The organism is Sphingobacterium sp. HMA12, from assembly GCF_002933815.1.
In the GTDB taxonomy this organism is placed as follows: domain Bacteria; phylum Bacteroidota; class Bacteroidia; order Sphingobacteriales; family Sphingobacteriaceae; genus Sphingobacterium.
In genome coordinates this window covers 343157-355335 of record NZ_BEYR01000004.1, presented here as the reverse complement: position 1 = coordinate 355335, position 12179 = coordinate 343157, and the positions used below count along the sequence as shown (strand labels likewise).

Genomic DNA, 12179 nt, shown 5'->3' with positions numbered 1-12179 from the left:
GAAATTGGATATTGACATATTTAGACGATATAGAAAAGGTTGTCCAGCTTGCCAGACAACCTTTTTTATTGTTCTAGTTCTTCTTCGAGTACCAGATGTTCCTGTTCTGGATCCCGCTCCTCGACATTAAAATTGTTATATCCTAATCCTACTTCAATCTGTAGAAGATGCTGTTGGAGCATTTCTAAAATCGCGAGAAAATTATAGACAAATTGAACCTTGTTTTCGGAGTTTTTCAATAGTTCCTGAAAATCTAATTTCTTATTGATTTCAATAAGCTCAGCTATCGCTTTTTTCTGTTGTTCAATCGTATAGGGATACTTCACAACAGTATGCGTTACCTCTGGTGGCCTATTGCGAAATTGATACATCATTTGCTCATAGATCATCATCAGGCCGTATAGATCAAAACTATCCAAGTTTTCACCTGTAGCATCCAATTGAAGTTGTTGGCGTATATCATAATGGATATTGCCCCTACTATACAACTGAAGGCGGTTTTCTTCCATTACTCTTAGGCCTTCGCAGACCTCTTTGAACTGCTTATAGAGAATAAGTTTCTGAACGAGGTCTTCTCTCAGATCTATTTCGTTTTCATTTTCATCCAGATCTGGTCTTGGCAGTAGCATCTTTGCTTTTATACGCATCAATGTAGAGGCTACAAAAATAAACTCGCTGGCCATCTCCATATTGAGTGCCTGCATCTGACTTACGTAAGACAAAAAATCATCGGTAATTTTCGAAATAGGGATATCATGAATGTTCAGTTCGTCCCGCTCGATAAAAAATAGTAATAAATCAAAAGGTCCCTCAAATTGAGGAAGCTTGATTTCGTAACCTTCTTCTACTTGCATATCTTATACAAATTTACGCAATAAAATCTTTTGGAATCGTTCATATAGAAACTATTGCTGTTTTTATTTGTTGTAGCTCAATATGGAAATGCGATTTATTTTAAAGATTAAATAAAATTGTCGTTACTTTGTGTAAACATTTAATGTAAATAGCAGTACTATGCAATTTGAGGCTGGAGAACTATTAAGTAAAATAAACGATCCCTCTGATCTTAAAAAGCTAAAGGAAGACCAATTAGAACAACTAAGCCAGGAATTACGTCAATTTATTATTGATCAGGTTTCGGTGAATGGTGGTCACTTTGCAGCAAGTTTGGGAGTCGTTGAGTTAACGGTGGCGTTACATTACGTAATGAATACACCCTATGATCAATTAATATGGGATGTAGGCCATCAGGCTTATGGTCATAAAATTCTGACTGGACGTCGCGAGGTATTTCATACGAATCGTATTGAAAATGGAATTTCGGGTTTTCCGAACCGTTTTGAATCTGCATATGACGCATTTGGGGTGGGCCATTCTTCTACCTCAATTTCAGCAGCTCTAGGTATGGCCGTTGCTTCCCAAATAAAGGGAGAAAAAGATCGTCAGCATATTGCAGTTATTGGAGACGGCGCTTTGACCGGTGGAATGTCATTTGAAGCATTGAACCACGCTGGTATCTCTAAATCTAATCTATTGGTGATTCTGAATGACAATTGTATGTCGATAGATCCTAATGTTGGCGCGCTGAAAGAATATTTGACAAGTATTACGACATCAAAACGATACAATAGATTTAGGGATGATATCGCTGCTGTGCTGACAAAAATTTCTGAAGTAGGGCCAAATGCACTCGGTATTGTTAAAAAACTGGAGAAAAGTATCAAAGGGACTTTATTAAAGAATGCTAATCTTTTTGAGTCTTTGAACTTTAGATATTTTGGGCCGGTTGACGGACATGATGTAAAGAAATTAGCCAAGACGCTTGAAGATCTTAAACATATACCCGGTCCCAAATTGCTACATGTTGTAACAACTAAGGGAAAAGGATTTGCACTTGCGGAGAAAGATCAGACGAAGTGGCATGCGCCGGGCTTATTTGATAAAATTACCGGGGAGATAAAAAAATCTTCCAGTGAAAAACCGGTAGCACCAAAATACCAGGATGTCTTTGGACATACGATGGTTGAGCTCGCTGAAGCGAATGAAAAAATTGTTGGTATCACACCGGCGATGCCTTCAGGCTCTTCTATGAATATCATGATGAATGCAATGCCTGATCGGGCATTTGATGTCGGTATTGCTGAACAACATGCCGTCACATTTAGTGCCGGCCTGGCGACACAGGGCTTATTACCTTTTTGTAATATTTATTCATCGTTTATGCAACGTGCCTATGATCAGGTAGTCCATGATGTCGCGCTACAAAATTTGAATGTTGTTTTTTGCCTGGATCGTGCGGGGGTAGTTGGAGCCGACGGAGCAACACATCACGGAGCTTATGATATTGCATTTATGCGTTGTATCCCTAATATGACCGTTTCTGCTCCAATGAACGAAGAAGAGCTCAGAAACTTAATGTATACAGCACAATTGCCTAATAAGGGGCCTTTCGTCATTCGTTATCCGAGAGGAAATGGAGTAATGCCGGATTGGCGTCGTCCATTTACGGAAATAGAAATCGGAAAGGGGCGTGTCATTACCGAAGGTGAAGAACTCGCTATTCTAAGCTTCGGCGCTATTGGTAATGAAGCTGTCAAAGCCGTACAGCAATTGAATGAATTGGGAATACATCCTGCACATTATGATCTGCGATTTGCCAAGCCTTTGGATGAAGCCTTATTGCATCAGGTCTTTAAAAAATTTAAAAAGATAATCACAGTTGAAGATGGCTGTCTACAAGGTGGTATAGGTTCCGCTGTATTGGAATTTATGGCAGACCACGGTTACAATAGCCAGATTGTACGATTAGGTATTCCTGATCGAATTGTAGAGCATGCTGAACAGAGTGCCCAATGGCGAAATTCTCATTACGATGCAGCTGCAATTTTACAAGAGGGAAAGAAAATGTGTGATGGAAAATTTACCCATACGATGGTTGGATAGATACGACTACTTATATCATAAAAAAAGGAAATTCTTTAAGAGGGTTTCCTTTTTTTATGACATAAAACCAAATCCATTTTTTAAATTTTCCTGTCAGCTATGTTACAAAATGATTTTCCAATATCTTGTAGATACTATATTTTTTTATTTTCCAATGGCTTCAGAATGGGGTAGAAAGATATTGGGTAATGTTGTTAAGTAGACTTTAAATTCTTATAAATTTAATATTAAAAATATATGAACTAAAGGTTGTATTTCGCTTTTATTTTGGTTAATTTAGTTCTAGACCTTTAAGACTGATCTGTAGTATGTTTACTACTTTTTTTGTTCTTTTTTTTGAAATAAATTTGGAATGTTAATAATTATTTTTAGAGATCAATTTTAGCGCAAGTTTTCCACAATTTTACAAGGTAAATAGCTGATATATAGATTTTTATTAATTATTTTATATTTTAGTTTTTTAGCTGATTTTTTTTTGTCATCTTCGTTCTCAGAGAAAGTTATCAACATATTTTTTGTCGCGTATTGTAAATCAACTTATTAACAATTTTAGAATGGAAAAAACGTATTCAAGTGTCTGGAATAATTGTCTTTCGATTATCAAAGATAATATACCAGCGCAAAGTTTCAAGACCTGGTTTGAACCTGTGAAAGCAGTCCGTTTGGAGGGTGACGTTTTGACTATTCAAGTACCTAGCTTATTTTTTTACGAGTGGCTGGAAGAACACTATGTAGGTATTCTTCGCAAGACCGTAAAGAAGTTTCTAGGGGAGCAAGGTAGATTGGAATACAATATTGTAGTTGAGAAGTCGTCGGCTTCTCATCCTTATACGACTAATCTTCCATCGAATGGCAATGGGGCAGAGGGTAAGAGACAATCTATTCCCGTGCCGGTATCTTTGAATAGAGATATCAAAAATCCATTTGTTATTCCTGGATTAAAGAAATTGCAGGTTGACCCGCAATTGAATCAAAACTATACATTTGAAAATTTTATTGAAGGTGAATGTAACCGTCTTGCTCGTTCTGCAGGTTATGCCGTAGCAAACAAGCCGGGAGGTACGTCATTCAACCCCTTAATGATCTATGGTGATGTAGGTTTGGGAAAGACGCACCTTGCCCAGGCTATCGGTAATGAAATCAAAAGAAATCTTCCCGATAAGTTGGTCATTTATGTGTCTTGTGAGAAATTCTGTCAACAATTTGTGGACTCATTGAAAAACAATACTATCAATGATTTCGTAAATTTCTATCAGGCAATGGATGTGATTATCATGGATGATGTACACAATTTTGCCGGTAAAGAGAAAACGCAGGATATCTTCTTCCACATATTCAATCATTTGCATCAATCTGGGAAGCAAATCATTCTAACTTCCGATAAGGCACCTAAAGATTTAGCTGGTTTAGAGGAACGATTGCTCAGTCGTTTTAAATGGGGATTATCTGCAGATATTCAAATTCCGGATCTTGAGACAAGAATGGCGATTTTGAAGAAAAAAATGTATTCTGATGGCATTGAGTTACCAGAAAATGTCGTGGAGTATGTAGCAACACAGATCGATAACAGTGTTCGTGAATTGGAAGGTGCAATGGTTTCCTTATTGGCTCAATCAACATTGAACAAAAAGGAAATTGATTTGGGACTGGCAAAATCGATGTTGAAGAATTTTGTGAAAAATACACATAAGGAAATTTCAATGGATTTTATTCAGAAATTAGTTTGTGAATACTTTGAAGTTCCTGTGGATATGGTAAAGTCAAAGGTCAGAAAACGTGAAATCGTGCAGGCCAGGCAAATTTCGATGTATTTAGCAAAAGCCCACACAAAATCTTCACTTAAATCGATCGGTGCATTCTTCGGAGGAAGAGATCATTCAACTGTCATCTATGCATGTCAAACCGTTGAGGATTTAATTGAAACTGACAAGAAATTTAAAACTTATGTCAGCGACATTATGAAGAAATTGAAATCTTAATGTAGCTTGATATCGAGTTAAAGCAAAAAGGTTGTCCAAATAGACAGCCTTTTTTTGTACCCACAAAGGACGATATAATAAAAAACCTCTGAATATGCCTAAGCATATCCAGAGGTTTAATACATTCCTCTTAATTGAATAGAATGATTATTGTTGTTGATTGCTGTTTTCGTTATTATTTTCCTTTTGCTCTGTTGGAACCGGAGTTGACGGAATGATTACCGCAGGTCGTTCATCAATGTATTTTTTAAAGGCTGCTTTCTGCTCATCGGTCAATAATAGCGCAATCTTGCTATCCGATTCACCTTGAAGTTTCGTAATGCTCTCCTTTTTTACATCAGCCGTTGTTGTGGTATCTTGGATAACAGCTGCTATCGCTTTTTCTTGATCCAATACAATCGGTGATACAGCGGCTTTTTGTTCGTCATTGAGTGTAAGCTTTGTGACCAATTCGGTCACAACTTTAGCTGCATTTTCTTCTGGTGTTGTTTGCTGTGCAAATAGTAGGCTCATCGCTAGAAAAAAGCCTATACCGGTTAAAAATAACTTTTTCATGATGTTTAATTTTAAATGAAATTATTCAATGAATTTATTAACGTCTGTTTTTACTTGTTCCAATAAGCTGTTAGTTCGCACTGGATTTTGTCTTAGAAGGTTCAGTCCGAGCTGGAACCGATTTTGCCGGGCGTTCGGCAATTACCTTCTGATAGATGTTTTTTTGGTCTTCTGTCAGTAATTGACTCACTTTGTCGTCTACTTCTGTTTGAAGTTTATTGAGAGCTTCACCTTTCGCAGCTGCGGTGGAAGTACTGTCTTTTAAAATCGTTTCTTCTGCTTTCGCTTGATCCAATAGAATGGAGGATACGGCAGTCTTCTGCTCATCGTTCAGATTCAGCTTCTGTACCAGCTCAGTAGTAGCTTTTGCAGCAGTTTCCTCAGGTGTAGCCTGTTGGGCAAATGTTAGGCTAAGTGTCAGACACAACCCTATACCTGTTAAAATTAGCTTCTTCATATAGTTTGTATTTAAAAAGTTACAACTATGATGTCTTGCTATAAAAACTAATAAAGTCGATTTATATTGTATCAAGTATGTTACTTTAACAAATTTTTAACGCTATATGTGGTTTTATGTTGCTTATTATCAGGTTAATAAGTGTTTCTGCTATTGTATAGCATAGGGCTGTTATTGTTTTGTTTAAATAAAGGGCTAAGAATAACGCTCAGTGTAAACTCGAGGAAATGTATGCTTGGAGAGATAAATAATGTTAGAAGGCTTTATAATGGTATTTATGGCGATGAATATACAGGAGATAGGTAGGGTCTATAAAAAAGAGCGGTTAATTACAACCGCTCTTTTTATGGAAATTAGTTTGAAGAACGTTTAGACATCCTATCCTTCATTTTTTCTTGCTGCTCATCAAATAATTTGATTTGATCAGGAGTGAGCCAAGATTTTATTTTTGTTGCCTGAGCTTCTTGAAGCTGTTTGAATTTTTCCATATTGGCTTTGCGGTCTCCACCATCATTTTTCATTGTCGCCCGCTGTTGGGCTTGGCTCAATGTAAGGTTATAGATGGAATCTTTTTGGACTTGATTAAGTGTAAGTAGTTTGTCCAGGTGCTCTACGCGCATCTTCGCCTGTTCTTCTGGGCTACGTTGTTGGCGCTGCTGCGCAAAAGCGACTGTTGTCGCCAAAAGTAGGCCGCTGATTACCATTAAAGTTTTCTTTTTCATCGCTTTATATTTTAAGTTTGTTTTTCTTTTGAATATAAATTTGACGAAAAAGTTTGCTAAAATATTAGCATTTAACAAAATTTAAGGTTGATTAACACTTAATGCGACAGTATCACTTAAAATATTACAAAATTGATTATTTTGTCGTACATCATTAAAGCTAAGTCCTATCGGTAAATGAACGAGTTCTATCGTATCGAATAGCGCTTTATATGGTTTTAGTCGTTGATAGTCCTTCTCAGTGGTCAATACTATTTTATTGTCACTATCTAGGGATTGGTATGTTTTTATGATGCGGTCAATGTCTGCCTCGCCAAATGTATGATGATCCCCAAAAGAAATATGACTGACAGATTTCGCTTTTTGGGTAACATGGTCTACCATCGGTTGTGGTTTAGCAATCCCTGTCACCAAGACGATATCTTTATTTTCGATATCAATATGTATTCCATCACCATTTACTGGTTCAAAATAGCTAATATAGCTAAATGTGATCGGAGCTTCTCGATTATAATGGCGCAGTTTTTTTTCTATACGTATTTTGTCCGCACTAGAAATATTGGTGGGACATTTTGTAATGACTATGATTTGCGCCCGTTTAGATTCCATAAGTAAGTCTCTGAAATTTCCAGCGGGAAATACAAACATCGGTTGTGAAAAGGATCGGAAATCGAATAAGAGTATATTAAATTGAGGTGATAATTTTCGATGTTGATAAGCATCATCCAGAATAATAAGCTGATGATCCTCCTGAAGTTTTTCTATGCCCGTACAACGATCTTCACATACCGCTACAGTGACATTTGGAAACTTATTTTTGAATTGTAATGGTTCATCGCCTACATCTATCGCCAAAGAATCTATTTGCACTGTACGGAATCCTTTTGTTTTTCGACCATAACCTCTGCTGAGGATAGCTACGTTGTACTGCTTGCTAAGGTAGGAGACAACAAATTCGGTCATGGGACTTTTACCGGTACCACCAACAGCTAAATTACCGATTACGATGGTAGGAATTGGAAAAGATCGAGCCGGTAGCAACTGAAAATCATAGAGCCGATTTCGTAACCATATGACTGACCCATAGATCAACGAAAAAGGAAGAAGAAGATATCGTAAAAAGGTCCACATTACTTTGGTATTACTGTCAATCCAATATCTGTAATTTCTTTTAAAGGATTATCTCGCATATTCTGTTCAATTGATATCGTATATAATCCGGTATCCGGAAATATATAATCTTTATGGAGAATTGCCTGCTGATTGTAAAGACTACCCGATGATTTTCCGGTCCACTTTCCATCGGATTTTGCCAATTTAACTTCCTTACGAAAGGTATATGTTTTTTTATTGGGATCCTGCTGGTAAATCAAAACAAAGAGATTGGAAAAAGCATATTCTGGTGTATGGCGTACATCCATATATACATCGTATTTCTTCGTATTGTCACTAATATGGAATTGAAAACTAGGATGTGAGGTATACAGCCAAGTCTTATTTTCGATGGGTTTATTTTCATTTAGAATGGCAGTTTGGTCACAAGATGCCCATAAACCAATACTTAAAGTTCCAAAAAGAAAAGCCTTTAGTTTCATTTTAAATCTATAAAAATAGAATATGCCTAACATTTTAAAATTAGGCATATTCGTTTTATTCTGGTTTTGAGGCAGAGTTGTTATTATTGCCTCTGTTTTTATTTCTATGCCGATTAAAGCGTTTTTTAGGCCTATTATTCTGCCCTTCTTTATTCTCTTTGCCTGCCGTTGCCGTAACTGCACTGTCCGGGTTGCTCTGCTGTTTAACTACCGCCTGTTTTGGTGGATTTTGCTCAGCTTTATCGCTTTTCTGACTATTTTTATTTTCCGGTTTAGCGTTATTATTGCTTTTAGTCTTCCGTTTTTTCTTTCTTTTGTTACGGTCATCAAGGCGTGTTAAGCTATCCTGGCCGACTACATTTTCATAATCGTAGTTGACAATCTTCTCCTCCCGGATATCTTCGGTCTCTATTGCGCTTGATATGACCTCTGGTTTAATACCCTGCTTATTCATTTCGACAAGTTCTTTGACTTGTTGAACTGGCATCGCAATCCAGTTTTCTGCTCCGGGGAAAGAAAACCACATCATTTTTTTGAAGATATCGGTTTTTTGGAGATAAGCCACACCTTTTAATGTTTCAATACGATCAATATTGTTGGGAATGTCTTTCAGTGCATCCATATAGCTATCCAATTCATAATTGAGACAGCATTTCAATTTACCACATTGTCCGGCTAGCTTTAACGTATTCAACGATAAATTCTGATAGCGGGCAGCTGAGGTGGATACAGTTTTAAAATCTGTCAACCAGGTAGAGCAACATAGCTCACGACCACAGGATCCGATACCGCCAAGGCGGCTTGCCTCCTGGCGCATACCGATCTGGCGCATTTCAATCCGTATACGGAAAGCCTCAGCCATTTTCTTGATCAATTCACGAAAATCCACACGGCCTTCGGCTGTATAATAAAACGTCGCTTTCGTTTTATCGCCCTGATAGTCCACATCAGAAATCTTCATGGATAAACCCAGATCCAAAGCAAGTTTACGTGCTTTATGCATGGTTTCCCATTCCAGGTCTTTCGCTGCATTATACTTTTCTACATCCACTTCATTTGGCTTCCGATAGATCTTTTTTGTTACCAATTCTGGGGTAACATTGTTCTTTTTCAATTGCAATCGAACCAATTCACCAGTCAAGGAAACGTGGCCAACGTCATATCCCCCTGTTGAGGGCTCTACAACGACCATTTCTCCCATTTCAAGGTATAGGTTGTCTACATTAATAAAGAAATCTTTTCGAGATCCTTTGAATCGTACTTCTACGATATTGAATGGTTTATAGTTTGATGGCATATCCATATCGGAAAGCCAGTCATATACATCTAATTTATTACATCCGCTAGTCATGCAAGAGCCATTATTTTGACATCCTGCCGGTGTACCACTTGCTGTGGTAGTACCGCAACCTCCGCCGGATGAGCAACTGCCACATCCCATAGTTTTCTATTTATATATATTGAGTTCCTTTCGGAAACGTTTTGTATTTGTATATTAATGTTAATTGCAAAGATAAATCTAAAAATAATATTTTAGGGTTTGCATTTCTTTCTACAAAATAATGCGTTTCCTCAAATAGATTTATTGTTGCTTCAATTTGTTCTACTGTGTAATGTACTGCAAATTTTTGGACAAAATCCAATTCTTTTGCAGGTAAAAAGACAAGACTGGAGAGGCCTTCCTTAATCAAAATAATCTGGCGCATCATGTTGATGGCATAAAAAAGAAAGGTCTTTTGATTTTCGCGACCCATTTTGGACAGATCCTCTTCAATTAAAGAGATCATATTTGTGCCAGCATCCGATACAATAAATCGCAGCCAGTTTACCAGAATACCAAAATGATTATTGGTCTGGGTGTTGAGTTGATTAAGTGCTTCCTGCAAATTTCCATCCGCTATAAAAGCTACTTCGGATGCTTCCTGATCAGAAAGATGTTGCTCAGTCTTCAAATACTGTGTGACTTCGGTATGGTCTAGTTTCTTTATTTTGACCAGCTGTGTCCGAGAAATAATGGTATTTAAAATTTTATCCTGATTCTCCGCAACCAAAATAAATAGCGTTTTTTCAGGCGGTTCCTCAATCAATTTTAATAAGGCATTGCCTTGGGTATCCAGATATTCGGGTAACCACATGATCAAAACTTTATATTCGGCCTCAAATGCTTTAAGACTCAATTTCTTGATGATGCCATGTGCTTCAGCAATATTAATATTGACCTGTTTATTGTCTGCATCCAACTGATTGCGCCAGTATTCCAATCCCATATAAGGATTGGTCAAAAAGGACTTTCGCCAGTTTTCGGCATAATCTGTCGCGGTATCTTCTTTGTGTTTGGCAATAAATGGATAAGACATGTGCAAATCTGGATGAATAAGCTTGCCATATTTTCGGCAAGAAGCACATTCGCCACAACTATCCGCAGTTTGTTTATTTTCACAGTTTAAAAACTGAGCATATGCATACGCTAGTGCAAGGCTTCCGGAGCCCTCCGGTCCCAGAAATAATTGCGCATGGCTTACACGGTTTTCATGAACCGTACGAACAAGATGTTCTTTGATGTCTTTATGCCCAATGATATCTTTAAACTGCATACACTATTGCTAATATACAAATGTAATAAATATTGTGATTTATCAGGGTCAATTTGCTTTCTATACTTTTGAAAGCGTACTTATTAATTGAAATACAATCGCTTATTTAAGTACAATAAATCTTCGTATGTGGAAAGAAAGGGGGGGACAAAACTGAAAAATATTGATTAATTTGTGTATTATTGCACATAATAATTAGTAATTAGGAAATGAGATTCATTGTATCAACATCAATTTTATTAAAGCAGTTACAAGCTATCAATGGAGCATCTAGTACAAGTACTGTTTTACCAATTCTGGAAAACTTTCTTTTTGAAATAAAAGACAATAACTTGACTATTTCTGCTACGGATCTGCAGACGAGTATGGTTACTTCTTTACAGATTGAAGCAAAAGAAGAAGGAAGAGTAGCTATGCCTTCAAAGATTTTGATAGAGACGCTAAAAACTCTCCCTGATCAGCCTGTTGCTTTTTCGGTAGACATGAATACATTGGCTATTGAAATCAGTGCGGGTGATGGTAAATATAAATTGAGCGGAGAAAATGCAGACGATTTTCCTAAAATTCCATCTATTGATAACGGATCTATTATTGAAATGCCTGCTCCGGTTCTTTCGGAGGCGATCAGTAAGACTATCTTTGCGGTCAGTAATGATGAATTGAGACCGGCCATGTCTGGGGTTTTAGTGCAATTGGCGGAGAAGAATGTTACTTTTGTTTCTACAGATGCACATAAATTGGTACGTTACACCCGATCGGATATCAGTGCTGAAAAACCGGCATCACTTATTTTACCTAAGAAAGCACTTTCTTTACTGAAATCGTCACTGCCTTCGGATGATACAAAAGTATCTATTGAATATAATCAAACTAATGCATTTTTTAGTTTTGGTAATATCAATCTGATCTGTCGTTTGATCGATGAGCGTTACCCTGACTATGCTGCGGTAATTCCTCAGGTCAACCCTAATAAGCTGACGGTTGATAGACTACTTTTCTTAAATACCTTGAGAAGAGTTGTTATTTTCGCAAATAAAACAACACATCAAGTACGTTTGAAGATATCAGGTAGCGAATTGAATATCTCCGCTGAAGATCTGGATTTCTCCAACGAAGCACATGAACGTTTGTCTTGTCAATTTGAGGGGGATGATATGGAAATTGGCTTTAACGCGAAGTTTCTGGTAGAGATGTTAAACAACCTTGAAAGCGAAGAAGTGGTTATCGAAATGAGCACACCAAATCGTGCCGGTTTATTGATCCCTGCCACATCTGAAGATCATGAAGATATTTTGATGTTGGTGATGCCAGTGATGTTGAATAACGCTTAATCT

11 protein-coding genes are annotated in these 12179 nt (G+C 37.2%); 3 read left to right on the top strand and 8 right to left on the bottom strand.

Going from position 1 to position 12179, the window contains the following annotated elements:
• Positions 1-65: 65 nt before the first annotated feature.
• Positions 66-854, bottom strand: a complete 789-nt coding sequence (locus HMAT_RS20665) for a ScpA family protein (RefSeq protein ID WP_104384757.1) — start codon at positions 852-854, stop codon at positions 66-68.
• Positions 855-1014: 160 nt separating this feature from the next.
• On the opposite strand from HMAT_RS20665, the gene dxs reads away from it, so the two are divergent.
• Positions 1015-2943, top strand: coding sequence for a 1-deoxy-D-xylulose-5-phosphate synthase (gene dxs / locus HMAT_RS20660; protein WP_104384756.1), 1929 nt, complete (start codon positions 1015-1017; stop codon positions 2941-2943).
• A gap of 554 nt (positions 2944-3497) precedes the next feature.
• Positions 3498-4922: a chromosomal replication initiator protein DnaA gene (gene dnaA / locus HMAT_RS20655; protein WP_104384755.1), complete on the top strand. Its 1425-nt coding sequence runs from the start codon at positions 3498-3500 to the stop codon at positions 4920-4922.
• A 147-nt stretch (positions 4923-5069) separates the two neighbouring features.
• Here the strand turns inward: dnaA and HMAT_RS20650 are convergent, their stop codons facing one another.
• The 7 genes from HMAT_RS20650 to HMAT_RS20620 form a co-directional block, all read right to left on the bottom strand.
• Positions 5070-5477, bottom strand: coding sequence for a hypothetical protein (locus HMAT_RS20650; protein ID WP_104384754.1), 408 nt, complete (start codon positions 5475-5477; stop codon positions 5070-5072).
• 70 nt (positions 5478-5547) lie between these two features.
• Positions 5548-5934, bottom strand: coding sequence for a hypothetical protein (locus tag HMAT_RS20645; RefSeq protein WP_104384753.1), 387 nt, complete (start codon positions 5932-5934; stop codon positions 5548-5550).
• A 353-nt stretch (positions 5935-6287) separates the two neighbouring features.
• Positions 6288-6656: a hypothetical protein gene (locus tag HMAT_RS20640; protein ID WP_158656032.1), complete on the bottom strand. Its 369-nt coding sequence runs from the start codon at positions 6654-6656 to the stop codon at positions 6288-6290.
• Between the two features lie 81 nt (positions 6657-6737).
• Entirely contained in the window at positions 6738-7787 is a 1050-nt protein-coding gene (gene lpxK, locus HMAT_RS20635) for a tetraacyldisaccharide 4'-kinase (RefSeq protein ID WP_104384751.1), read from the bottom strand.
• Complete coding sequence (locus HMAT_RS20630; RefSeq protein ID WP_158656031.1) at positions 7787-8251, bottom strand: gliding motility lipoprotein GldH; 465 nt, start codon at positions 8249-8251, stop codon at positions 7787-7789. The genes lpxK and HMAT_RS20630 overlap by 1 nt, the downstream gene beginning before the upstream one ends.
• A gap of 55 nt (positions 8252-8306) precedes the next feature.
• Complete coding sequence (locus tag HMAT_RS20625) at positions 8307-9692, bottom strand: regulatory iron-sulfur-containing complex subunit RicT (RefSeq protein WP_199768728.1); 1386 nt, start codon at positions 9690-9692, stop codon at positions 8307-8309.
• 10 nt (positions 9693-9702) lie between these two features.
• Positions 9703-10845 (bottom strand): ATP-binding protein, encoded by a 1143-nt coding sequence (locus HMAT_RS20620; protein WP_104384748.1) that lies wholly within the window; start codon positions 10843-10845, stop codon positions 9703-9705.
• A gap of 209 nt (positions 10846-11054) precedes the next feature.
• Here HMAT_RS20620 and dnaN point away from each other — a divergent pair, with 209 nt between their 5' ends.
• The gene (dnaN, locus tag HMAT_RS20615) at positions 11055-12176 is read left to right on the top strand and encodes a DNA polymerase III subunit beta (RefSeq protein WP_104384747.1); all 1122 of its coding nucleotides are present in this window, start codon (positions 11055-11057) and stop codon (positions 12174-12176) included.
• Positions 12177-12179: the final 3 nt, after the last annotated feature.